Source organism: Microbacterium sp. TW_SC_2, from assembly GCF_055361165.1.
On sequence record NZ_CM143952.1, the window covers coordinates 2,019,028 to 2,042,947 of the forward strand.

The 23,920-nt window shown below is 68.6% G+C and carries 24 protein-coding genes; 3 read left to right on the forward strand and 21 right to left on the reverse strand.

Features of this window, described 5'->3' with window-relative positions; all coding sequences use genetic code 11:
* Positions 1–28: 28 nt before the first annotated feature.
* The 20 genes from ACWA14_RS09580 to ACWA14_RS09675 all read right to left on the reverse strand — a co-directional run bounded on the left by ACWA14_RS09580 (position 29) and on the right by ACWA14_RS09675 (position 18,982).
* Positions 29–601 carry a GNAT family N-acetyltransferase gene (locus ACWA14_RS09580; protein ID WP_463792812.1) on the reverse strand — a complete coding sequence of 191 codons (573 nt, stop codon included), beginning with the start codon at positions 599–601 and terminating at the stop codon, positions 29–31.
* A 48-nt stretch (positions 602–649) separates the two neighbouring features.
* Positions 650–1,570, reverse strand: coding sequence for an RluA family pseudouridine synthase (locus ACWA14_RS09585; protein ID WP_463792815.1), 921 nt, complete (start codon positions 1,568–1,570; stop codon positions 650–652).
* A 2-nt stretch (positions 1,571–1,572) separates the two neighbouring features.
* Positions 1,573–2,136 (reverse strand): signal peptidase II, encoded by a 564-nt coding sequence (gene lspA, locus ACWA14_RS09590; protein ID WP_463797418.1) that lies wholly within the window; start codon positions 2,134–2,136, stop codon positions 1,573–1,575.
* Positions 2,137–2,185: 49 nt separating this feature from the next.
* Positions 2,186–2,797 (reverse strand): DivIVA domain-containing protein, encoded by a 612-nt coding sequence (locus ACWA14_RS09595; protein WP_463792817.1) that lies wholly within the window; start codon positions 2,795–2,797, stop codon positions 2,186–2,188.
* Positions 2,798–2,949: 152 nt separating this feature from the next.
* Positions 2,950–3,246 carry a YggT family protein gene (locus ACWA14_RS09600; protein ID WP_463792819.1) on the reverse strand — a complete coding sequence of 99 codons (297 nt, stop codon included), beginning with the start codon at positions 3,244–3,246 and terminating at the stop codon, positions 2,950–2,952.
* 4 nt (positions 3,247–3,250) lie between these two features.
* Positions 3,251–3,718, reverse strand: coding sequence for a cell division protein SepF (locus ACWA14_RS09605; protein ID WP_463792820.1), 468 nt, complete (start codon positions 3,716–3,718; stop codon positions 3,251–3,253).
* Between the two features lie 42 nt (positions 3,719–3,760).
* Positions 3,761–4,465 (reverse strand): YggS family pyridoxal phosphate-dependent enzyme, encoded by a 705-nt coding sequence (locus tag ACWA14_RS09610; protein WP_463792822.1) that lies wholly within the window; start codon positions 4,463–4,465, stop codon positions 3,761–3,763.
* On the reverse strand, positions 4,462–5,604 hold the full coding sequence (ftsZ, locus tag ACWA14_RS09615) for a cell division protein FtsZ (protein ID WP_463792825.1): 1,143 nt from the start codon (positions 5,602–5,604) through the stop codon (positions 4,462–4,464). Before ftsZ ends, ACWA14_RS09610 begins: the two co-directional genes overlap by 4 nt.
* A gap of 194 nt (positions 5,605–5,798) precedes the next feature.
* Entirely contained in the window at positions 5,799–6,728 is a 930-nt protein-coding gene (locus ACWA14_RS09620; protein ID WP_463792826.1) for a cell division protein FtsQ/DivIB, read from the reverse strand.
* A 3-nt stretch (positions 6,729–6,731) separates the two neighbouring features.
* Positions 6,732–8,132, reverse strand: coding sequence for a UDP-N-acetylmuramate--L-alanine ligase (gene murC / locus ACWA14_RS09625; protein WP_463792828.1), 1,401 nt, complete (start codon positions 8,130–8,132; stop codon positions 6,732–6,734).
* Positions 8,133–8,144: 12 nt separating this feature from the next.
* Positions 8,145–9,224 (reverse strand): UDP-N-acetylglucosamine--N-acetylmuramyl-(pentapeptide) pyrophosphoryl-undecaprenol N-acetylglucosamine transferase, encoded by a 1,080-nt coding sequence (locus tag ACWA14_RS09630; protein WP_463792830.1) that lies wholly within the window; start codon positions 9,222–9,224, stop codon positions 8,145–8,147.
* Positions 9,221–10,462, reverse strand: coding sequence for a putative lipid II flippase FtsW (gene ftsW / locus ACWA14_RS09635; RefSeq protein WP_463792833.1), 1,242 nt, complete (start codon positions 10,460–10,462; stop codon positions 9,221–9,223). The genes ACWA14_RS09630 and ftsW overlap by 4 nt, the downstream gene beginning before the upstream one ends.
* The gene (murD, locus tag ACWA14_RS09640) at positions 10,431–11,966 is read right to left on the reverse strand and encodes a UDP-N-acetylmuramoyl-L-alanine--D-glutamate ligase (RefSeq protein ID WP_463792834.1); all 1,536 of its coding nucleotides are present in this window, start codon (positions 11,964–11,966) and stop codon (positions 10,431–10,433) included. Before murD ends, ftsW begins: the two co-directional genes overlap by 32 nt.
* A complete protein-coding gene (gene mraY, locus ACWA14_RS09645) occupies positions 11,956–13,068 on the reverse strand; it encodes a phospho-N-acetylmuramoyl-pentapeptide-transferase (RefSeq protein ID WP_463792836.1) in 1,113 nt (370 codons plus the stop codon). Before mraY ends, murD begins: the two co-directional genes overlap by 11 nt.
* Positions 13,065–14,477, reverse strand: coding sequence for a UDP-N-acetylmuramoyl-tripeptide--D-alanyl-D-alanine ligase (locus ACWA14_RS09650; protein ID WP_463792838.1), 1,413 nt, complete (start codon positions 14,475–14,477; stop codon positions 13,065–13,067). The genes mraY and ACWA14_RS09650 overlap by 4 nt, the downstream gene beginning before the upstream one ends.
* A 27-nt stretch (positions 14,478–14,504) precedes the next feature.
* Complete coding sequence (locus ACWA14_RS09655) at positions 14,505–16,274, reverse strand: peptidoglycan D,D-transpeptidase FtsI family protein (RefSeq protein ID WP_463792840.1); 1,770 nt, start codon at positions 16,272–16,274, stop codon at positions 14,505–14,507.
* 45 nt (positions 16,275–16,319) lie between these two features.
* Positions 16,320–16,880 carry a cell division protein FtsL gene (gene ftsL, locus ACWA14_RS09660; protein WP_463792842.1) on the reverse strand — a complete coding sequence of 187 codons (561 nt, stop codon included), beginning with the start codon at positions 16,878–16,880 and terminating at the stop codon, positions 16,320–16,322.
* On the reverse strand, positions 16,877–17,815 hold the full coding sequence (rsmH, locus tag ACWA14_RS09665) for a 16S rRNA (cytosine(1402)-N(4))-methyltransferase RsmH (protein ID WP_463792843.1): 939 nt from the start codon (positions 17,813–17,815) through the stop codon (positions 16,877–16,879). The genes ftsL and rsmH overlap by 4 nt, the downstream gene beginning before the upstream one ends.
* Before the next feature lie 102 nt (positions 17,816–17,917).
* Entirely contained in the window at positions 17,918–18,349 is a 432-nt protein-coding gene (gene mraZ, locus ACWA14_RS09670; protein WP_463792845.1) for a division/cell wall cluster transcriptional repressor MraZ, read from the reverse strand.
* Positions 18,350–18,607: 258 nt separating this feature from the next.
* Positions 18,608–18,982 carry a DUF3040 domain-containing protein gene (locus tag ACWA14_RS09675; protein ID WP_463792847.1) on the reverse strand — a complete coding sequence of 125 codons (375 nt, stop codon included), beginning with the start codon at positions 18,980–18,982 and terminating at the stop codon, positions 18,608–18,610.
* Between the two features lie 95 nt (positions 18,983–19,077).
* On the opposite strand from ACWA14_RS09675, the gene ACWA14_RS09680 reads away from it, so the two are divergent.
* Positions 19,078–20,166, forward strand: coding sequence for a polyprenyl synthetase family protein (locus ACWA14_RS09680; protein ID WP_463792849.1), 1,089 nt, complete (start codon positions 19,078–19,080; stop codon positions 20,164–20,166).
* 12 nt (positions 20,167–20,178) lie between these two features.
* Here the strand turns inward: ACWA14_RS09680 and ACWA14_RS09685 are convergent, their stop codons facing one another.
* A complete protein-coding gene (locus tag ACWA14_RS09685; protein ID WP_463792850.1) occupies positions 20,179–20,538 on the reverse strand; it encodes an Rv2175c family DNA-binding protein in 360 nt (119 codons plus the stop codon).
* 121 nt (positions 20,539–20,659) lie between these two features.
* On the opposite strand from ACWA14_RS09685, the gene ACWA14_RS09690 reads away from it, so the two are divergent.
* The gene (locus tag ACWA14_RS09690; protein WP_463792852.1) at positions 20,660–21,859 is read left to right on the forward strand and encodes a LysM peptidoglycan-binding domain-containing protein; all 1,200 of its coding nucleotides are present in this window, start codon (positions 20,660–20,662) and stop codon (positions 21,857–21,859) included.
* A gap of 78 nt (positions 21,860–21,937) precedes the next feature.
* Positions 21,938–23,878 carry a Stk1 family PASTA domain-containing Ser/Thr kinase gene (gene pknB, locus ACWA14_RS09695; RefSeq protein ID WP_463792854.1) on the forward strand — a complete coding sequence of 647 codons (1,941 nt, stop codon included), beginning with the start codon at positions 21,938–21,940 and terminating at the stop codon, positions 23,876–23,878.
* The last annotated feature ends 42 nt before the right edge of the window (positions 23,879–23,920 follow it).

Sequence of the window (23,920 nt, forward strand, 5' to 3'; positions counted from 1 at the left end):
GTTCACGAAATCTCCCACGACTTTCCGGTCATGTGAGCCCGAGACGCATCACCACGCGCGGGAACCCGTCGAGCACAGACCCCGTGTCTGCCGCCTTCTCGAAGCCTGCGCCCTCGAACAAGGCTCTCGTGCCGACGTAGGCCATCGTCGGATTCACCCGCTCCGCCCCGTTGTCGACCGGGTACGCCTCGATCGCGGGCGCTCCGCGCTCGCGTGCGTACTCCACGGCACCCGCGACGAGGGCATGCGAGATCCCCTGCTTGCGATACCCGGGCCGAACACGGATGCACCACAGCGACCACACATCGAGCTCGTCGACGTGCGGGATCAGTCGATGGCGCGCGAAGCTCGTGTCGCGTCGCGGATGCACCGCGGCCCAGCCCACCGGGTCGCCGTCGAGGTACGCGATCACACCGGGAGGCGGATCCTGATGGCACAGTTCGCGGACCCGGTCGGCCCGTGCTTCGCCCTTCAACGCGACGTTCTCCGCGCTGCCGATCCGATAGCTCAGGCAGAAGCAGACGTTCGACGTCGGCTTCTTCGGACCGACCAGCGTCGCGACGTCGTCGAACTCGGTGGCGGGGCGCACCTGGATGCTCATGCGCCCAGTCTCCCCCCGCGCACCGACATTCAGCGGGGAGAGTTCCGACTACTCCCCCCGGAGCACGCCGAGGGCATGCTGGAAGTCCGCCGGATACGGCGACTCGAACTCGACCCACTCACCCGTCGCCGGGTGTGTGAAAGCCAGCCTGTGCGCGTGCAGCCACTGCCGGGTCAGCCCGAGCCGTGCGGACAGCGTCGGGTCGGCGCCATACAGCGGATCGCCGACGCAGGGATGCCGGTGGGCGGCCATGTGCACGCGGATCTGGTGCGTGCGGCCGGTCTCGAGGTGGATCTCGAGCAGCGACGCGCCGGGGAACGCCTCAAGGGTCTCGTAGTGTGTCACCGACTCCTTGCCGTCGGGGACGACCGCGAACTTCCAGGAGTGATTCGGATGGCGGCCGATCGGGGCGTCGATCGTGCCGGCGAGCGGGTCCGGGTGCCCCTGCACGACGGCATGGTAGATCTTCTCGACGGTGCGCGCCTTGAAGGCATGCTTCAGCGCCGTGTACGCCCGTTCGGACTTCGCGACGACCATGAGCCCGCTGGTGCCGACGTCCAGACGATGCACCACGCCCTGACGTTCCGGGGCGCCGCTCGTGGCGACGGAGAAACCGGCAGCCACCAGGGCGCCCACCACGGTCGGCCCCTCCCACCCGACAGAGGGGTGCGCTGCGACGCCGGAGGGCTTGTCGACCACGATGATGTCGTCATCGTCGTACACGACACCGAGTTCGGGTACCGCGATCGGAACGATCTTCGGTGCCTCCTTGGGCGCCCACTCCACCTCGAGCCAGCCGCCGCCCCGCAGGCGGTCGGACTTGTCGAGCGTGACGCCGTCGAGCCGCACGCCTCCGGCCGCCGCGACATCCGCGGCGAAGGTGCGGGAGAAGCCGAGCATCCTCGCCAGCGCGGCGTCGACCCGGGTGCCCTCCAGCCCGTCGGGCACGAAGAGGGAGCGTGACTCCACCGTCACCGTCCTTCGTCCGCTGAGGCCTGACCGCCGACTTCCGCTTCCGCGATGGCGGCAGCCTCGGCTTCCTCCTCGGTCTCGACCAGAGCGTGGTCCCGCTCCCGCGTGCCGTCGAACCGAAGGCCGAAGACGATGAGGAGGGCGACCGAGATCATGCCGGTGACGATGAAGATGTCGGCGACGTTGAAGATCGCAGGCATCATCCAGGGCATCGAGATCATGTCCACGACATGGCCGACCGGGAATCCCGGTTCGCGGAAGAGACGATCACCCAGGTTTCCCAGCACACCGCCGAGCAGGCATCCGAGCACCACGGCCCACAGCCGGGAGTGCAGGCCCGTCGCCTTCCAGATGATGATCCCGGCGACCACCGCGAGGGCGATCGTGAAGATCCAGGTCACCTCGGAGCCGAGCGAGAACGCGGCGCCCGGGTTGCGCACGGAATACAGCTGCAGGAACTCACCGAGAACATGCACCGGCTCCTGGAGCGGGAGGTAGGTGACGGTGAGGTACTTCACAAACTGATCGGCGGCCAGCACGACCGCTGCGAGAACCGCAACGATCGCGCCGGCCGCCGATCGACGAAGGGGACGACGTGTCAAGACCTACGACCTACAGTCCGATCGCGGAGACAGGCGTGGAGTCCGTGGACGCCGACTTCTCGTCGAGGTCGCGGAGCTGACCCTCGATGTAGCCGCGCAGCTGCGAGCGGTAGTCGCGCTCGAAGTTGCGGAGTTCGGTGATGCGGGCCTCGAGCGTGTTGCGCTCGCGCTCCAGGCGTGCCGTCTCTTCGCGCTGCTTGGCCTCGGCCTCGGTGCGGATGCGGGTGACCTCGTTCTCGGCGTCGGCGATGAGCTGGTTGCGCTTCGCCTCACCCTCGGCCACGTGCTCGTCGTGCAGACGCTGGGCGAGCTCGATGATGCCGGCGGTCGCGGTGGCGGAACCGGACGGAGCGGGCTCCGCCGGAGTCTCGACGACCGGGGCAGGAGCGGGAGCGGCGGGAGCCTCGGCGGCCGGCTCCGCGGCGGCGGTCTCAGCGGCCGGGGTCTCACCCGACTCGTACGCGGCCAGCTTCGCCTTCAGCTCGGCGTTCTCCTCGAGGGCCTTGCGCCACTCGATGACGATCTCGTCGAGGAAGTCATCGACCTCGTCCGGGTCGAAGCCGTCCTTGAAGCGGACGTGCTGGAACTGCTTGGTGACGACGTCATCCGGGGTAAGTGCCATGAGTGGCTCCTCTTTCGATGAGTTCGGTTGCCAGTTGTGTATGGCGTGGTCGTGATGTGGCGCGAACCCGGGGGGCGCGCCTGGGTGCCAGCATAGTCCCCGCAGCTTGGCGCCGCGATGTCACGACACCCGGGAAACCGGCTCGGCGGAGGTCAGATGAAGAGCCGCACGATGTTCATGAGGATGAGCACGATCAGCATCGTGATGGCGAAGCCGAAGTCGAGCGACAGCGTGCCGATGCGCAACGGTGGGATGATGCGCCGGAAGAACCGGATCGGCGGATCGGTGAGCGTGTACGCGGCTTCCGCAGCCACGAGCCCGAATCCCTTGGGACGCCACTCCCTGTTGAACAGGGGGATGTAGTCGAGGATCAGGCGCGCGAAGAGCACGAAGATGTAGAGCAGCAGGACCAGATGGACGATGCTTGCGACGACGGAGATGAAGCCCACGGGGCTACGACTGGTCGAAGCCCGCAGACTCAGCGTCTGCGTGCGCGATGCCGCCATGACCCGAGACCGCGATGTTCTCCGGCGAGAGCAGGAACACCTTGGAGGTCACGCGCTCGATGCGACCGTAGAGGCCGAGCGACAGGCCGCTGGCGAAGTCGATCAGACGCCGGGCATCCGCGTCGCTCATCTGCGAGAGGTTGATGATGACCGGAACACCCTCGCGGAAGCTCTCAGCGATGAGCTGGGCGTCACGGTACTGCTTGGGGTGGACCGTGAGGATCTCGTTCACAGCGCCGGCCGCAGGCTGACGAACGGCGACGGGGCGCCGAAGAGGGGTGACGGGCGCCGGTGCGGGCTCGTCGCGGTCACGGTCGCGGTGAGCGCGGGCTGGTGCCTGCTGCTCCTCTTCATAGGTCTCTTCCTCGTCGGCCAGGCCGAGGTACACCATGGTCTTCTTCAGCGGGTTACCCATCGTGTCCTCCGGTCGAACGTGTCGGGTGGTCTTGTTTAGAGGTTAACCCCGGTCGGGCCGGGGTCCGGTGATTGCGGAGCCGATCCGCAGGTGTGTCGCGCCTGCGGCGATGGCTTCGGCGAAGTCGCCCGTCATCCCTGCCGAGATCCAGGCGGCTCCGGCATCGACGGCGCGGACGGAGTCCGCGACATCTCTGAGGCGTGCGAAGGCGGATGCCGGTTCCTCATCGAGAGGAGCGACGGCCATCACCCCGCGCAGACGCAGGCTCGGCAACGCGAGCACGTGTTCCGCGAGAGCCACCGCCTCGGCGGGCACGACTCCCCCGCGGTCATGATCGTCCGTCAGATTGATCTGCACGAGCACGTCGAGACGAGTGTCGTCGTGCGCCGCACGGTGCAGGGCGTCGGCGAGCCGATCACGATCGACGGAATGCACGACGTCCGCACTCCGACGGATCGCTCCTGCTTTGTTCGTCTGGGCCTGACCGATGAAGTGCCAGCGCAGGTCGAGCTCCTGGAGTTCGCCCTGCTTGGCCGTCAGCTCCTGCTGACGGTTCTCGCCGACCTCGCTCACACCCAACGCGTGCAGCTCGCGGATGAGAGATGCCGGGTGGAACTTCGTCACCACGATGCGAGTGATCTCATCGGCCGAGCGACCGGCGAGTCGCGCGGCGTCGGCGATCCGTTCGTCGACCGCCGACAGCCGCGCTGCCAGGCTCGATTCCTGCTGAGCCTGAGGAGAGGTCACTTCAGGAATTCGGGGATGTCGATGTCGTCATCGGCGAAGGCCGGCTCCATGCTCGTCGCGGGGACGGGCTGCTGCACCGGCTTCGACTCTGCGGCGGGCGTCGGCGCGGACTCGGTCGACAGCGGGACCTCGGGGAGCGTCGCCGCTGCGGCCGGACGGGACACGACCATCGGGTCGAGCCGCAACGAGGGCTCTCCCCCGTCGAATCCGGCGGCGATGACGGTGACGCGCACCTCGTCGCCGAGCGTGTCGTCGATGACCGTTCCGAAGATGATGTTGGCCTCCGGGTGAGCGGCTTCCTTGACCAGATCGGCCGCATCGTGGATCTCGAAGATGCCCAGGTTGGATCCGCCCTGGATGGAGAGCAGCACGCCGTGCGCACCCTCGATGCTCGCCTCGAGCAGCGGAGACTCCACGGCCAGCTCAGCAGCCTTGATCGCGCGGTCAGCGCCCCGCGCGGAACCGATGCCCATGAGCGCGGACCCCGCACCCTGCATGACCGACTTGACGTCGGCGAAGTCGAGGTTGATGAGTCCGGGGGTCGTGATCAGGTCGGTGATGCCCTGGACACCGGCGAGGAGGACCTGGTCGGCGGTCGCGAAGGCCTCGATCATCGAGATGCCGCGGTCGCTGATCTCGAGGAGTCGGTCGTTCGGAACGACGATGAGGGTGTCGACCTCTTCCTTGAGCTTCGCGACGCCCTCTTCCGCCTGGCTCTGTCGACGACGGCCCTCGAAGGAGAACGGCTTGGTGACCACACCGATGGTGAGGGCGCCGATCGAGCGCGCGATGCGGGCGACGACGGGAGCGCCACCGGTACCGGTTCCGCCGCCCTCGCCGGCCGTGACGAAGACCATGTCCGCGCCGGTCAGCGCCTGCTCGATCTCTTCCGCGTGGTCTTCGGCGGCGCGCCGCCCGACCTCGGGGTCGGCTCCGGCGCCGAGGCCGCGGGTGAGCTCGCGACCCACGTCGAGCTTGACGTCGGCGTCGCTCATGAGAAGCGCCTGGGCGTCCGTGTTGACGGCGATGAACTCGACTCCGCGGAGCCCGAGATCGATCATGCGGTTCACGGCGTTGACGCCGCCACCGCCGACGCCGACGACCTTGATCACGGCGAGGTAGTTCTGGTTCTGGCTCATGGCCGGCCTCCGATTAGTCGAACCCTACGTAGTGTCGAGAAAGCGGGATTGAACCTTAAACCTCAACTAGAGGTGTAAAGTGTTTCCCGGTATTGCGTTCTCTTGATCGAAGGTATGCGCCGCATCTCCGTGCGCCCGCAGCGACACGGGCGTGTCGCTTCATTCCTCTCGGAATGCGCCCGAAGCCGCGCCGATCAGCCGACGACGGCCGTCTCCGCCGACGACACATCGATCGTGGAGGCCTCAGGGTTGGCGGCCAGCGCACGCGCGAGCACGAGCGCTTTGGTCGGAGATTCCTCCGCACTCCCCCACACGACCGTCAGGCCGGTGCTCAGCGTGAGGGTCACGTCATCCGCGGTACTGGCCCGGACACCGGTGAGCTGAGACCGGATGTCGGCCGGAAGCGAGCGCACGACGAGACCGGCGCTCTCGAATCCGACCGACTCGATTCCGCCGGTGATCTCGAGCAGCGGCTGACCGGCCGGCTGATCCGTGGTCGTCGACAGTGCGACCCCCGCGGCATCGACGAGGGTGTACCCCGCATCCGAGCGGATGACCCCGACCGGGGTGCGTTCGACGATCCGCACCGTCAGATCGTGCGGAGGCCGCGCCTCCAGCGAGTAGGTCTCGATCAGCGGGAACGCCAGCAGGGCGGCCTTCACCTCACTCGAGTCCACGAGCGCGAGCGGGGTGCCGATCTGCTCCGCGAGGGCCGCCTCGATCGCGGCGGGGTCGAGCGTCGAGGCCCCGGCCACCGTGATCTTCTCCACCGCGAAGAGCGGGCTGTACGCGGCGGCCACGCTCCCGCCGATGAGCAGCACGATCGCGCCGACGCTGCTCCACCAGACGATCCGCCGGCGGCGCGAACGCTGCGTGAACCGCCGTATCTCGCCCCGCAGCGCCTTCCTCCGTGCGCGCGCCGCACGCCAGACGTCACGTGACGACGTCGGCGCGACGCCGTCGAGGCCGTCCGCGTCGCCGTCGACCGGACGCATCGCGATCGGTGCCACAGTGACGTCGTCGTGCGACGTGCTCGATCGCCCCCGCGATCTCACGATGGGCTGCTGCGCGGATTCATCCTCACCGGGTGTCTCCCGGGTGGGAAGCGGCGGGGGTCGGCGCATGGGCTACGCCTCGACGGGACGGCGCAGCGACTCCAGCACCTGCGGGATCATCTGGTAGACGTTGCCGCAGCCGAGCGTGATCACGAAGTCGCCGTCGCGGGCGACGTCGGCCGTGTAGTCCGCGGCCTGCTGCCAGTCCGCCACATAGTGCACACGGGTGGGATCACGGAAGGCATCGCTCACGAGCTCACCCGTGACACCGGGCACGGGGTCTTCGCGCGCACCGTACACATCGAGCATCACCGTGTGGTCGGCCAGCTCCTCGAGCACGTCGGCGAACTCCTGGTACATGTGCTGGGTGCGCGAGTAGGTGTGGGGCTGCTGAATAGCGATGATCCGACCGGAGCCGGAGAGCGTGCGCAGCGCTTCGAGGGCCGCGCGGACCTCCGTCGGGTGGTGCGAGTAGTCGTCGTAGACCGTGACGCCGCGTTCGGTGCCGTGCTGCTCGAGGCGGCGCACCGTGCCCGCGAATCCCTCGACCGCCCGCACGGCATCGACCAGGGGGAATCCGAGTGCGCGGAGGACCGTGACCGTTCCCGCCGCGTTGATCGCGTTGTGCACACCGGGCACAGCGAGCTGCATCCGTGCGCTGTCCTCTCCGTGGGTGAGGGTGGCCGAGACCGGACCGTCGGTGGCGATGTCCGTGATGCGCACGTCGGCGTGGGCCGCCTGTCCGAACGAGATCACGTTCGGGTGGGAGAGCCCGGAACCGACCCGCACCGCGCCGGCATCGTCGCTCGAGATCACGACGGCTTCGCGGGCCGCATCGGCGAAGCGGACGAACGCGTCGTGGAAGGCCTCTTCCGATCCGAAGTGGTCGAGGTGGTCGGGGTCGACGTTGGTGATCAGCGCGACCGCGGTGTCGTAGAGCAGGAATGTGCCGTCCGACTCGTCCGCCTCGATCACGAAGAGATCGTCGGAGCCTGTGGCGCTCGAGGTGCCCAGCTGCTCGATGACGCCCCCGTTCACGAAGTGGGGGTCAGCCCCGAGCGCGCGCAGCGCCGTGACGATCATCCCGGTCGAAGTGGTCTTGCCGTGCGCCCCGGCGACGGAGACCAGTCGCCGCGATCCGATCAACCAGAACAGGGCCTGGGAGCGGTGGATCACGTGCAGGCCGCGCTCCTTGGCTGTGACGAACTCGGGGTTCTCGGGCCAGATCGCGCCGGTGTGCACGACGGTGTCGGCGTCTCCGAGGTGCGCGGCGTCATGCCCCACGTGCACCGTGGCGCCGGCCGCGGCCAACGCACGGAGATTGTCGCTGTCGGCACGGTCCGAGCCGGAGACGCGGATACCGGCATCGAGGAACATACGGGCGAGACCGCTCATACCCGAGCCACCGATACCGATGAAGTGGGCAGAGGTGATCGTCTCGGGGATCGGGAGGGTGAGGTCGGGTCTGATCATGTCCAGGCCAGTCTAGTTCGGGGTGCCGAGGGCGCGATCGATGAGCGCGATCACGTTGTCGGTACCGGTGCGGGTGCCCACCTGCGCCGCTGCTGCCGCCATGCGGTCGATGCGCGGGCGGTCGCGGAGCAGCGGCACGACGGTCGTCCGGACGACGTCGCCGGAGAAGGTTGCATCGTCGAGGAGCTGCGCGGCGCCCGCGGCGACCGCCGAGGCGGCGTTCAGGCGCTGCTCGCCGTTGCCGACCGAGTAGGGCACGTAGAGGGCGGGGATGCCGAGAGCACTGACCTCGCTGACCGTCGCGGAACCGGATCGCGAGACGATCAGATCGGCCAGCGCGAAGGCGAGGTCCATGCGGTCGACGTAGCGACGCAGGACGTAGCCCGGGACACCAGGGTCCGCCAGTTCACTGCGCTCTCCCGTGACGTGCAGCAGTTGCCAGCCGGCATCGAGGATGTCGCGCCAGGAGTCGGCGAGGGCGTCGTTGAGGCGCTGGGCCCCGAGCGAGCCGCCGAACGCGAGCAGCACCGGACGATCGGCATCCAGACCGAACGCGGCGGCGGCCTCGGCGCGAGACGCCGCGCGGTCGAGCGCGATGACCTCGCGACGCAGCGGCATGCCGACCACCTCGCTCCCGCGCAGGGGGGTTCCCGCGAAGGCCACGCCGACAGCGGCCGCTCCTCGTGCTCCGAGCACGTTCGCGAGGCCCGGCTTCGCGTTCGCCTCGTGCACGACGAACGGGACCTTCTCACGACGGGCGGCGACGTACGCCGGCGCTGAGGCATAGCCGCCGAAACCCACGACGACATCGACGCCGTGGGTGCGGATGTGCTCGCGCACCTGGGCGATCGCCCGCCGGAAACGGCCGGGGAATGCGGCCGCCTGTCGGTTCGGGCTCCGCGGGAACGGCACCTTGTCCACGATGAGGAGCTCGTAGCCGCGCTCGGGCACGAGCCGGGACTCCAGCCCCTCGGCGGTGCCGAGCACGAGCACGGCCGCCGCCGGGTCCCGGTCGCGCAGAGCGTCGGCGACGGCGAGCAGGGGGTTCACGTGGCCGGCGGTTCCTCCGCCGGCAAGAAGGTACGAGGTCACTGAGCGACCCTACCCCGCCCTGCCGCAGAACCCCTCCGCGCAGGCGAGCGGAGCTCGCGTCGGTCGGGCTCGTTCACCGGGAGCGTGCGGGCGAAGGCGAGGAGGACGCCGCACGCCATCAGCACGGCCAGCAGCGCGGTACCGCCCTGCGACATGAACGGCAGCGGAACGCCCATCACCGGGAAGAGCCCGATCACGACACCGACGTTCAGCACCGCCTGTCCGACGACCCAGACCGTGATGCCACCGGCGGCCACACGGATGAAGGGGTCGTCGGTCTTGCGGATGATGTGGAACGCGCCCACCGTGAAGAACGTGAACAGTGCCAGCACGACGATGCAGCCGATCAGGCCGAGCTCCTCGCCGACGATCGCGAAGATGAAGTCGTTCCCCGCGGCCGGGAGCCAGCCGTACTTCTCCTGGGAGTTGCCGAGCCCGAGCCCGAAGATCCCGCCGCTCGCCATCCCCCAGATGCCGTGGATCGACTGGTAGCAGTCGGTGTAGTAGAGGCTCATGTCGTCGCAGGTGGCCGTGATGCGCCGCATGCGGTCATCGCTGGAGAGCGCGTAGGCCAGCACCGCGACGATTCCGAGCACCACCGGGATGATGAACAGACGCAGCTTGACGCCGGAGAAGAACAGGCACCCCAGCAGGATGAGGACCATGACCATCGCGGTGCCGAGGTCCTTGCCCGCCAGCACCGTGCCGATCGCGAGCGCGCCGACCGGGATCACCGGGATGAACACGTGATGCCAGGTGCCGAGCATCGCGTGCTTGCGCAGCAACACGTAGGCGATCCACAGCGCGAGGGCGAGCTTGAGGAACTCGGAGGGCTGCAGGCTGAAGCCCGCGATCTGGATCCAGTTGCGGTTTCCGCCGTCCTCGATCCCGAGCGGCGTGAACACGAGCAGCTGCAGCGCGACCGCGCCGAACAGGGCCGGCCACGACATGCGCTTGAGGAACTTGATCGGCAGACGGCTGATCAGGAACATCAGCGGCACGCCGAGGAGGGCGAAGATGCCCTGGCGCAGTGCGCCGCTCATCGGATTCTGACCGCTCTCGACCGCTGTCGCGCTGGTCGCCGAGAGCACCATGACGAGGCCGAAGAGCGTGAGCAGCAGCGCCGTCGACGCGATCATCAGGAACTCGGAGGACACCGGAGTGAAGCGGCGCCCGAGTGAGACGCGGGCGGCGAGGCCGCCGGATTCAGACCGCGGAGGGCGGGCCACCTGCGTCATGGGTGCTCCCCCGGTCGATCCACTCTCGCACCGCTTCGGCGAAACGGTGGCCCCGATCCGCATAGTCGTCGAACTGGTCGAAGGAGGCCGCGGCGGGAGCCAGCAGCACTGTTCCCTCACCATCGACGATCTCGACCGCGATCTCCACGACGCGATTCATGACGTGTCCAGTCTCGCCAGCATCCACCTCGAACACCGGCACCGCGGGCGCGTGTCGTCGGAATGCCCGCGTGACCTCGCTGCGGTCGACGCCGATCACGACGGCCGCGCGGGCCGTCCGACCGGCATCCGCGACGAGTTCGGACAGATCGACGCCCTTGAGATCGCCGCCGACCACCCAGACGGCGCCGGGGTGGGCGCGCAGCGACGAGGCGGCCGCATGCGGATTCGTGGCCTTGGAGTCGTCGATCCACGTGATCCCTGCGTGGCGAGCGATCACCTGGATCCGATGCGCGTCGAGCCGGAACGTCTGCAGAGCGCGATGGATCGCCTCCGGGGAGACATCGAAGGAGCGCGCCAGGGCGCTCGCGGCGAGGATGTTCTGCACGATGTGGGGCGCGGAGAGACCTGCCTCGTCGAGATCCGTCAGCGTCGTCAGCTCGAGGGCGCTCCGCGACCGGTCCTCCAGGAAGGCGCGGTCGACGAGGAGCCCCTCCACGAGACCGAGGTCGCTGGGTCCGGGGACCCCGAGATCGAACCCGATGGCGCGGGCACCCTCGACCACCTCGGCTTCCTCGACCATGTGGCGGGTGGCCTCATCCGCCTTGTTGTACACGCACGCCACGCGTGTGTTGCGGTACACCAGAGCCTTCGCGTCCCGATAGGCCTGAGCGCCGCCATGCCAGACGAGGTGATCGTCGGCGAGGTTGAGGCACACCGCGGCGTGGGGATACGGCTGCCCCTCGGCGCTGGAGAGGCCGAGGTACCAGAGCTGGTGGCTGGAGAGCTCGACGACGAGCACGTCGAATCCCTCGGGGTCCCGCACGGCGTCGAGCACCGGGATGCCGATGTTCCCGCAGGGCGCCGCGCGCACTCCGCCTTCGACCAGCAGGGCGGCGGTGAGCTGGGTCGTGGTGGTCTTGCCGTTGGTGCCGGTGATGAGCACCCAGTCGGCCGGAGAGCCGTCGGAGCGGGTGACCTTGTCGCGGACGCGCCAGGCGAGCTCGACGTCGCCCCAGAGAGCGATCCCCGAGTCCTGCGTCCACCGGATGATCGGATGCGACGGCGCGAACCCGGGAGAGGCGATCACGACCTCGGGGTCGAAGTCGATCACCGCCTGCGGAACGGTGTCGAGCGCACCGAGTTCGAGGCGGGCACCGATCACCGGGAGCAGACGCGCGTACTCCTCGCCGGCGGACGCGCTGAGGACGAGGACGTCGGCGCCGAGTTCCGTGAGGGTGTCGGCGACCGAGAAGCCGGTCACCGAAAGGCCGAGCACGGCCACCCGGAGCCCCTTCCAGTCGGCGTGCCAGCTCGTGAGGGTGGCGAGGCGATCAGCTGACACGGGTCAGCCACTCGACGTAGAACAGTCCGATCGCGGACACCGCGAGAAGACCGGCGATGATCCAGAGGCGGACCACGATCGTCACCTCGGCCCATCCCCTCATCTCGAGATGATGGTGGAAGGGGCTCATGAGGAAGAGGCGCTTGCCGCGGGTGATCTTGAAGTAGGCACGCTGCAGGATGACCGAGCCCGAGGAGAGCACGAAGACGCCGGCGATCACGAGCAGAAGCAGCTCGGTCCGGGTGAGGATCGCCATGGCGGTGATCACACCGCCGATGGCCATCGACCCGACGTCGCCCATGAAGACCTTCGCCTTGGGGGCGTTCCACCAGAGGAAGCCGATGAGACCCGCGGCGAACGAGGCGCCGATGATCGCGAGGTTGAACGGATCGCGCACCTCGTAGCAGCCGCCGAGGGCTCCGGTGTCGACGCCCTCCCCGATGCAGGGCTGCTTGAACTGCCAGAAGGCGATCACGCTGTAGGCGCCGACCACGATGACGCCGGCACCGGCCGCGAGACCGTCGAGACCGTCGGTGAGGTTCACGCTGTTGGACGTCGCGACACCGATCACCGCGATCCAGGCCAGGTACAGCACCCAGCCGAGGATCACACCGAACGCGAAGAGATTGAGCCAGCTGATGTCACGGAAGAGGGAGATGGACTCGCTCGCGGGGGTCTGCCCGAACTTGTTGGGGAAGTTGAGCGCGACGATGCCGAAGGGCACGATCACGATCAGCTGTCCGATGATCTTGCGCCAGCCCGACAGCCCGAGGCTGCGCTGGCTGCGCACCTTCATGTAGTCGTCGATGAAGCCGACGGCTCCGAAGCCCACCATCAGCCAGATCACCAGGATCGCGGACAGCGCCGGGACTCCCCCGCCGACGAACACCCCGGTGAAGTACCCCACGATGGAGCCGACGATGAAGATCACGCCGCCCATGGTCGGCGTGCCGCGCTTCGCTTCGTGGTTGGGGTTCTCGACCGCTTCGGGCGTGCGGATGACCTGTCCCCAGCCCCATTTCCGGAAGAGCCGGAGGAAGACGGGGGTCAGGAACAGGGTGAAGGCGAGCGAGATCGCCGCCGCCATGATGAGTGACCTCACGTGAACAATTCTCCCAGACGATCGCCGAGATGCCGAAGGCCCACGGAATTGGATGACTTGACGAGCACGCGATCTCCGTCGCGCAGCTCCGTGCGGAGGTACTCGAACGCGGCGTCCTGGTCGGGCAGATGCACGGCCTCGCTGTCCCAGGATCCCTCGCCGACGACCGACAGGTAGAGGCGACGAGCTTCCGGCCCGACGACCACGATCCGTCGGATGTTGAGCCGCACCGCGAGCAGACCGATGCGGTCGTGCTCCTCCCCCGCGCTCTCGCCCAGTTCGCTCATCGCGCCGAGCACGGCGACCGTGCGCTCCTCCGGACCGGTGATCTGCGCGAGTGTGCGCAGGGCAGCGGCCATGGAGTCCGGGCTGGCGTTGTACGCGTCGTTGATGATGCGCACGCGGTCGTTGCCCAGGGGCTGCATGCGCCACCGCTCGGCGATCTCGACGGTCTCGAGGCGCGCGACCGCATCGGACGTGGAGACGCCGAGCACCCGGGCCGCTGCGATCGCCGCGAGGGCATTGGTGACGTGGTGTGCGCCGAGGACCCGGAGTCGGAGCGGGATCCGCTCGCCGTCCGCCTCGATCACGCAGTGGGTGCCGGAAGCCGTGACCTGGATGTCTGATGCCCGTACTTCTGCCGAATCCCCGTGGCCGAATCCGACGACCCTCATCCCGCGGTCCTCAGCGAGCTCGCGCATCGCCGCGACACGCGAATCATCGACGTTGAGCACGGCGGTGCCGGATGCCCGCGCCGCGGCCACCAGCTCCGACTTGGCCCGAGCCGTGGCCTCGATGCCCCCGAAGCCACCGGCGTGGGCCATCCCGACCATCAGCACGACAGCCACATCGGGTTCGACGAGCCCGGCCAGGCGCGCGATGCTGCCCGGGCCTGCGGCGCCGAACTCGCTGACCAGGAATCGTGTGTCCTCGGTCACCCGCAGCATCGTGACGGGCGCCCCGACCTCGTTGTTGTAGGACTTGATCGGTGCGACCGTGTCACCGGCGTCCCGGAGGATGCGAGCGAGGAAGTTCTTGGTCGTGGTCTTGCCGTTCGACCCGGTGATGCCGACGATGCGGAGATCGCCGCGGGCGCGGACGCGGGCGACGACCTCGCGTGCCAGGTCGGCGAGAGCGACGACCACGTCGGGCACGACGACCTGGGTGACCTCGACGTCGACCGGGTGCTCCACGATCGCGAGGACGGCGCCCGCCTGCACGGCGGCCCCGACGAAGCGATGGCCGTCGGTCTCCGCGCCCGGCTTCGCGACGAAGATCGCTCCGGGGTTCATGGAACGGGAGTCGGTGTCGACGACGCCGTCGACCACGGTCTCGGCCGAATCGGGTCCGGCGAGGCGCAGTTCACCGCCGATGACTGCGGCGATCTCAGCAAGCGACAGGGCGATCATGACATCTCCAGGCGCGGCTTTCGCCGGCTATTCGAACTTCGGAAGCAATTCGTCCATCGGCACGGAGGACGGCATCACACGATAGGTCTTCATCACCTGCGTCACGGCCTTCTGGAAGGCGGATGCGGTCGCGGCGGACGATACAACCTTAGTCGGCTCGTCCAGAGTGACCACGACGACGTACTGCGGATCGTCGACCGGCGCGAAGCCCACCATGCTGGTGTAGTACACACCGGCCTTGTATCCGCCGTTGCCGTCCGAGACCTGCGCGGTGCCGGTCTTGCTCGTCACCCGGTAGCCGGGGACCTGGATGCGCTCGGCGTTGCCGCCCTGCACGGCCACGTTCTCCAGCATGCGGGTGATGTCGGCCGCCGTCTTCTCCTCGATGATCTGCTCGTGCTCCGGTTCGACCGCATCGACGACCGTGCCATCGGGCTGGGTGCACGATTCGACCAGGGAGAGGTCGATCTTCTCGCCGCCGTTCGCGATCGCCTGGTACGCGCCGGCGAGCTGGGCCGCCGTGACCGAGAAGTACTGACCGAACGTCGTCGTGTACAGCGACTGGTTGTCCCATTCGCTCACCGGGTGCAGGATGCCGCCGACCTCCGAGGGGAATCCGATCGTCTTCTCCCCGACGCCGAAGCGCTGGAGATAGTCGTAGCGCACCTCGGGGCTCACCATCGTGCCGAACTTCGACAGCGCGACGTTCGAGGAGTCGATCAGTCCACCGGCGAGGGTGTAGTTGTAGGCGGGGTGCGAGAAGGCGTCGTTGATCACGGCACCGTTCGGGAACGTCTCGCGGGATGACGCGCTCACGGTGCTCAACGGCGTGAGTCCCGCTCCCTCCATCACGGCGGCGGCGGTGATGGCCTTGAAGGTGGATCCGGGCTCGAAGTCCTTGTGGAAGATCTGGCTGTATCGCGTCTCCGGGGTGGAGGAGTCCAGGTCGTTGGGATCCAGGGCCGGCCACTCCGCGGCGGCGCGGATCTTTCCCGTGCTCGTCTCGACGACGGTGACGGTGCCGCCCTTGGCTCCCTGCTTCTGCGCTTCTTCCGCGATCATCTGCTGCAGGTACCACTGCAGGTCGCTGTTGATGGTCAGCTGCACGGTCCCGCCGTCCACGGCGTCGACGATCCGCTCGCTGCCGGGGATCACCACCCCGTCCTTGCCGGTGCGGTAGGTCTGCTCACCGTCCACGGGTGCCAGGCACGCGTCCTCCAGCTCCTCGACACCGGCCTTCGCTGCACCGGAATTGTCGAGGAATCCGAGGATGTTCCCGGCGACCGCGCCATTCGGATAGACCCGGATCTCGCGGGCCGGCATGGAGAGGTAGGAACCGATGCCGAGGTCTCGGAGCGCGATGTACTGCTCCGTGCTCAGCGACTTCTTCAGCTCGGCGTACTGGCTCTCCGGATTCACCGCCAGGGCGTCCGAGACGATGGTGCGCACCTCGTCGCCGGTCTGGCCGGTGATCGCGGCGATCTTCTCGGAGGCCTCGGCCCACGGGAGCTTCGGGTCCTTCTCCTCCACCAGCATGATCACCTGCGGGCTGAGCTGGGCGTCGTACACCATCACGCTCGACGCCATCACGACGCCCTTCGCGTCCACGACGGATCCGCGCTGCCCGGAGATCGTGTTGCCCTTGCCGATGTGGCCGAGCGATTCGGAGACGTGTTCGTCCGCGCGCACGACCTGGATGTCGACCAGACGCACCACGAACGCCGCCAGCACCGCGAGGATGACGGCCAGGGCGACGACGGTCCGTCGCCGCGGCCCGCGGGTGGCTCGTGTCGTCATGAGATCTCTCCGTCGGATCGTGGGTGGTTCGTCGTGGGGCGCCGGCTAGCGCGTCGTGGGGCTGGGGAGGCCGTCGGTGATGGCGGGCGGGAGATCGGGCGCGGCCGGGGGCACCGCGCCGTCCTCGGTCGCGGTCGCCTCCGGCGGCGGAGCCGTGACCAGCGCGTTGCCCACCGCGCCGGCACCGTTCGGATCCACCGTCGACGTCCCGTCCGCTCCCATTCCGGCGCCGAAGACGGCTCCGTCGCTCAGGCGCAGATAGGAGGGCGAACCGGCGACGACCATGCCGAGTTCCGCGGCCTCGCCCGCGAGCACCTGCGGCGAGCTCAGACCGGTCAGCTCCTCCTGCAGCGCGTGCGTGCGCAGGTCGAGCTCGCGCTGCTGCGACGAGAGATCGGACAGTGCGAACGAGTCCTGCGTGATGGCGAGGGACAGGGCGATCTGGGCGGCGCCGATCGCGAGGGCGCCGCCGAGGGCGGCCAGAGCGTAGGCGAGCTTCGGCTTGCGCCGTGGTGCCGGAGCGGCGACCGGCCGAAGACGTCGTTCCGGGGTGCGGCTCGGTGCGAGCGGCTGTGCCGGCTTGCGGACCGTGGCGTTCATGCTCATGCGCTCTCCCGCACCTTCTCGGCCGCGCGGAGACGCACCGGGATTGCTCGGGGGTTGCGTGCGCGCTCGTCGTCTCCGGCGAGCTCGGCCCCCTTGGTCAAGATCTTGAAGCGCGGCGCGTGCTCGGGAAGCTCCACCGGAAGCCCGGGCGGCGTCGTCGAGGCGGCCGCGGCGGCGAACGCCTGCTTGACCAGTCGGTCTTCCAGAGACTGGTAGGACATCACGGCGATGCGTCCCCCGACCTGGAGCGCGTCCATGGCGGCGGGGATCGCATCGGCGAGGACGTTGAGTTCGGCGTTCACTTCGATGCGCAGCGCCTGGAACACCCGCTTGGCAGGGTGTCCGGCGCGCTGCGCGGCCGCGGGAGTCGCCGCGATGAGGATGTCGACCAGCTCGCCGGAGCGCTCGATCGGCTTCTTCTGACGCGCGTCGATGATGAAGCGGGCATAACGACCGGCGAGCTTCTCCTCGCCGTAGCGTTCGAAGATCCGTCGCAGGTTGCCCTCGTTGTACGTCGCGATGACCTCGGCCGCCGTGACGCCCTTCGTCTGGTCCATGCGCATGTCGAGAGGCGCGTCCTTCGAGTAGGCGAATCCGCGCTCCGCCTCGTCGAGCTGCAGCGAGGAGACGCCCAGATCGAACAGGATGCCGGACGCGCCCTGAGCGTGCAGACCGATCTCGTCGTACACCGTGTGCACGAGGGTCACGCGGTCGCCGAAGCGAGCGAGGCGCTCACCCGCGATGCGGAGAGCGTCCGTGTCCCGGTCGAGTCCGATCAGGCGGATGTGCGGAAAGCGCTCCAGGAGTGCTTCGGAGTGCCCGCCCATGCCGAGGGTGGCGTCGACGAGGACGGCTCCGTCTGCCTGGAGGGCAGGGGCCAGCAGTTCGACGCAGCGGTCGAGCAGCACGGGGGTGTGAATGTCTCGGAGGTTCATGATCTTTCTCGGGGCGACCTTCGGCTCTGATCCCCCTCCGCTTCGCGACCCGGCACCGGGGAAGTGTGTCGGGGCGGGAGCGGCGGGGCATCACAGCCGTGGTCAGAAGAGTCCCGGAATCACCTCCTGCTCCAGATCGGCGTAGGTCTCCTCACCTGCGGCGAGGTAGGCGTTCCAGCTGTCCGCGTCCCAGATCTCGGCGTGTGCGCCGACTCCGGTGACGATGAGTTCCTTCTGCAGTCCCGCGTACTGACGCAGCGGGGCGGGGATGGTGATGCGGTTCTGACTGTCGGGCATCTCCGCACTTGCTCCGGAGAGGAACAGACGCATGAAGTCACGCGCCTGCTTGTTGGCGAGCGGGGCCTGACGGATCCGTTCGTGCATGGCCTCGAATTCGGCGGTGCTGAAGACGTAGAGACAGCGCTCCTGACCGCGTGTGACGACGATCCCGCCGCCCAGGTCCTCGCGGAACTTCGCAGGAAGGATGACCCGTCCTTTGTCGTCCAGTTTCGGTGAGTGCGTTCCCAGCAACATCGGCCATCACCCCCTCTCCGTCCGGCCAACTCGAGGTGCGCCCCACATTACTCCACTTTGCTCCACTTACCTACGATCAATCCTGCCAGATCCTCACCGAACCGGCGCATGATGCCCACGGATCCGCGGAAATCCGGGGTGGTGGAGAGTGGAGGGAAAGTGGAGGGGAATAAGTGCCCTCGGCCCGTCGCGTGCGCAGACGCAGAAAAGGCCCGGATGCTCGAAGCATCCGGGCCTTCTGGAGGTAAGGGTGGTGGGTCAGTGACCGTCTTGGCGGCGATCCCATCGGTCGTTCATGCGATCCATGAACGACCCGGACTCCTGCCGCTTGGCGGAAGGGCTCGCCTTGGGGGCGACGGGTGTCGTGCGACGCACCGGGGTGACCGCGAGCATCACGCCGCCGAGCATGGCCGCGAAGCCGATCACGCCGATGACGATTCCGAGGACGTCGCCGAGGATCACGCCGGCCACGAGTCCGCCGACTCCGACGAGGAGGAGGAGCGCTCCGTAGACGAGATTGCGGTAGCTCAGTGCTCGGTCGCCCGAAGGCGCGCTCACGACATCGGCGTCGTTGTGGAGGAGATGGCGTTCCATCTCGTCGAGCAGACGCTGCTCCTGTTCGGAGAGTGGCATTTCGTCCCCCTCGGGTAATGTCCACCCATTCTACGCGCGCGCGGCACCCGGGGCTAGCCGTTCGACGCCTCCTTGCTTTACGTATGCTGGGAGTCGTGCCGTCATCCTCCCCCATCGCAGAGACCGTCGCCTCCCGGTTGGAGGCGTTCCTCGCCCGCATGCGAGCGGAATCCGCCGAGTACGGGTCCGATGCGGCGTCCTTCCTCGAGGCTGCAGCCGAGACGCTCGTCGGCGGCAAGAGGCTGCGCGCTCGTTTCTGCCACGCCGGGTGGCGCAGCATCGCGCGACTGGACGATCGGCGTGCGGAGGAGAGTTCCGCGCTCTGGGACGTCTGCGCGGCCCTGGAGATCTTCCAGTCGGCCGCCCTCGTGCACGATGACCTGATCGACAACTCCGACACGCGGCGAGGTCGCCCCGCCGCGCACCGCGCGCTCGAGGCATCTCACCGCGCCGCATCATGGACGGGCGACGCAGAGAGCTTCGGTCGCGCCTCCGCCATCCTCCTCGGCGACCTGCTCGTCGCATGGAGCGACGACCTCCTGGAATCGGCGCTCGAGGACCACCCCCGGGCGCACGCCGTTCGGTCGGAGTACGCCCGGATGCGCCGCGATGTCACGACCGGACAGTTCCTGGACATCGCCGAGGAATCCGCCTGGCGCGTGAACCCGGATGCGACCCATGCCGAACGTGCGCTGCGGGTGGTCTCCCTCAAGTCCGCGCGCTACAGCATCGAGCAGCCGCTGCGGCTCGGCGCGGCGATCGCGGGTGCCGATGCCGAGCAGTTGACGGCGCTGAGCAGCTTCGGACGCCCCGTGGGCATGGCGTTCCAGCTGCGGGACGACGTGCTCGGTGTCTTCGGCGATTCCTCGGTGACCGGCAAGCCCGCCGGCGACGACCTCCGAGAGGGGAAGCGAACCGTGTTGGTCGCTCTCACCCGCGAGCACCTGGAGCCGTCGGCGCGTGCTGTCCTCGACGAGATGCTCGGAGACCCGGAGCTCACGGCCGAGCAGGTGTCGTTCCTGCAGGCGACGATCGTCGAATCCGGTGCTCTCGACCGCGTCGAGGTGATGATCGCCGACTACGCGAAGCAGGCTGACCGAGCCCTCAGCGGCACTCGACTCGACAACGCCGCGGTGGGAGACCTGCGCGACCTCGCCCGCGCGGCGACCGAGCGCTCCGCCTGACGGGCTCGCCCCTCAGGCGAGGGTGAGGGCGAGCCGACGGACCGCGCTCTTGTGACCGGCGAGCAGCGCGTCGATCGGAGAGCGGCCGAGCGTCTCGTCGTCCGCCAGCAGCCAGTCGATGATCTCGTCATCCGGGAATCCGGCGTCCTGCAGCACCATGATCGTGCCGCGCAGCGAGCTCAGGGGACGGCCATCGACGATGAACACCGAAGGCACCGCGAACACGCCCGTCCGGCGGGAGCCGATCAGATGGTGATCGTCGATCAGTCGGCGTACTCGGCCGAGGGACTCATCGAGAACCTCCACCAGGTCGGGCATCGTCAACCACTCGGGAGCGGGGGTACCAGCAACGTTCTCAGACACGTTGCCCACTATCTCATCTCCGCGCGGGGACCGCATATCGGCACTTCTTTCACAACTGTCACTTCCGTCACTTGCGTTGACTTCTGTATACATCCGTGTCAGCGTGTCATGATCTCGGAAAGGGGCCTCCTTGAGACTCGACAACGCCGCGCGTCGTACGCGCCACCTCCATTTCGGCGTTCCGGCAGCGATGCTGGGCGCCCTCGCAGGGACCATCGCCGCGGCACCCGCCGCCGCCGCGGAGACGACGATGCGGACACAACCGGTCGACCGCCTCCCGGGCATCGCGCCGCGGGTCGTCCCCACGCAGGCCACGCCGACGACCTACGTGGTGCAGGCCGGAGACACCGTCTCCTCGATCGCCGGTCGCTTCGGGCTCGCGACGGTCGACGTGCTGTCGTGGAACGGGCTGTCCTGGCGGTCTGTCATCTACCCCGGTCAGACGCTCGCTCTCGAGGGAGCCTCCCCCGCTCCTGCCCCGACGCCGGCGTCGGCGTCGGCTCGGAGTCACACCGTGGTCGCGGGAGACACCGTGTACGCGATCGCGCAGAAGTACGGCACCACGGTCGACGCGGTGCTCACCGCGAACGGGCTCACCCGAGCCGCCGTGATCCATCCCGGTCAGCAGCTCGCCGTCTCTGCCGGCAGCGCCGCCCCCGCGACCGCACCGGCCGCACCGGGCGCGCCCGCGCCGACACCGTCGGCGGGGACCACGCACACGGTCGTCGCCGGGGACACGGTGTACGCGATCGCGCAGAAGTACGGGACCACGACGCAGGCGCTGTTCACCGCGAACGGGCTCGACGCCTCATCGATCATCTATCCGGGGCAGGCGCTGATCGTCGGGCAGGCCGCGGCCGCTCCGGCTCCCGCGGCGCCGACCGCTTCCGCTCCCGCTTCCCCGACCGGACAGAGGACGGCGGCGCTGGACGCCGAGCAGGCGGCCAACGCCGCCGTGATCATCCGCATCGGTCGCGAGCTCGGGGTGTCGGACCGCGGCATCGCGATCGCCCTCGCCACCGCGATGGTCGAGTCCGGCATGCGCAACCTGGACTGGGGCGACCGCGACTCCCTGGGCATCTTCCAGCAACGCCCCAGCACCGGGTGGGGCACCGCGGAACAGATCCGTGACCCCGAGCGGAGCACCCGTGTCTTCTACGGCGGTCAGGGGGATCCGAACGGTCAGCGGACCCGCGGTCTCCTCGACATCGCCGGCTGGGAGGACATGGCCTTCACGGATGCCGCTCAGGCTGTGCAGATCTCCGCGTTCCCGCTGCGCTACGGCCAGTGGGAGGCGCAGGCCACCGCGTGGCTCGCCCAGCATGGGTGAGCCACGGCCGGAAAACCCGCAGCCCTCAGGGGTGAGCCGTTCCCGGGCCTCCCAGGCAGTTCTCAATAGACTTCTGACGTGACGTCGAACCAGCACGCCGATCCCCTCATCGGGCGGCTTGTCGACGGTCGCTACCGGGTACGCGCCCGGATCGCCCGAGGGGGCATGGCGACCGTGTACGTCGCGACCGACCTCCGTCTCGAGCGACGCATCGCCCTGAAGGTCATGCACGCGCACCTGAGCGACGACTCCGCGTTCCAGAGCCGTTTCATCCAGGAGGCCCGCTCGGCCGCACGCCTGGCAGACCCGCACGTGGTCAACGTGTTCGATCAGGGCCAGGACGGCGAGCTCGCCTACCTGGTGATGGAATACCTGCCCGGGATCACGCTGCGAGAGCTGCTCCGGGAGCAGAAGCGCCTCACGATCCCTCAGACGATCACCATCATGGACGCCGTGCTCGCCGGCCTGTCCGCGGCGCACCGCGCCGGGATCGTGCACCGCGACGTCAAGCCGGAGAACGTCCTCCTCGCGGAGGACGGCCGGATCAAGATCGGCGACTTCGGTCTCGCCCGCGCGACCACCGCGAACACCGCGACCGGCCAGCAGCTGCTGGGCACCATCGCCTACCTCGCACCCGAGCTGGTCACCCGCGGCACCGCCGACGCCCGCAGCGACATCTACGCGCTCGGCATCATGCTCTACGAGATGCTCGTCGGCGAGCAGCCCTACAAGGGCGAGCAGCCCATGCAGATCGCCTTCCAGCACGCCACGGAGTCGGTGCCCCGACCGAGCGTGCGCAACCCCGGCGTCCCCGAGCAACTGGATGAGCTCGTGCTCTGGGCGACCGAGAAGTCGCCCGACGAGCGGCCGGACGACGCCCAGCAGATGCTCGAGCGGCTGCGGGAGATCGAGCGCGACCTCGGCGTCACTCCGGCACGCGCCGCCGCGACGACGCAGGCGCACCGCTCCCCCGCCGACTCCGGCGATCTGACGAAGGTCATGCCGAACAGCACCATGGTGATCGCGCCTGCGGCCGCTCCGGCCGCACAGAGCGTGGACAACGCGACGATCCTCCGGCGGCGCGCCGCGAAGCGTCGTGCCCGCGGTGCCTTCCTGCTCTCCCTCGTGCTGTTGCTCGCGATGGTCGCCGGCGGCGTCGGTTGGTGGTTCGGCTCCGGTCCCGGATCGCTGGTGGCGGTCCCCGACGTCACCGGCATCAGCTACGAGGAAGCAGCCGCGCAACTGCAGGAGGAGGGGTTCGTCGCGGTCAGAGCCGAGGAGAGCTCCATCGATGTGGACACGGGCCTCGCCATCCGGACGGATCCCGCCCCCGGCGACCGGCTGGACAAGGGCACGGAGATCACCGTCTTCATCTCGCTCGGCCCGGCATCGCACTCGGTCGAGGCCTTGAACGGGAAGACCGCCGCCGACGCGCGCGCACTCCTCGAATCGCTGAAGATCCGGGTGTCCGACGACATCACCCTGTACTCGGATGCCGAGCCCGGCGTGGTGATCAACGCCAGCATCTCCCCGCGCTCCGGCGGGGACGAGTACACCTGCGGCGACGGATGCGACGTGCTCGAGGACGACACCGCCACGCTCGTGGTCTCCCTCGGAGGCCTGCCGAACGTGACCGACATGAGCGTGGAGCAGGCCACGCAGGCCCTGTCCGACAAACAGCTCACGGTCCTCGACGAGCGCATCGAGCAGTACAACAACGAGATCGCCGCGGGACGTGTGATCGGCTACGCGGATCGCGCGGAACAGGGGAACTGGCGTCCCGGCGACAACATCCAGCTCATCGTCTCACTCGGACCCGAGCTGTTCCCGGTGCCCGACGTCGTGGACCTGACTCGTGACGAGGCCAAGCGCGCGCTCGAGGACGCCGGCTTCTCGTTCGAGTACAACCGCTTCTGGGATGCGGCGCCCGACGACCTGACCCGGGTGGAATCGCAGTCCCCCACGGGCGACCACCCCCGAGGGACGACCATCACGCTCACGATCGGTGGCGCGTTCTGACCGACCCGGGTCCGACAGCCCGATAGCCCGACAGAGAGAGCC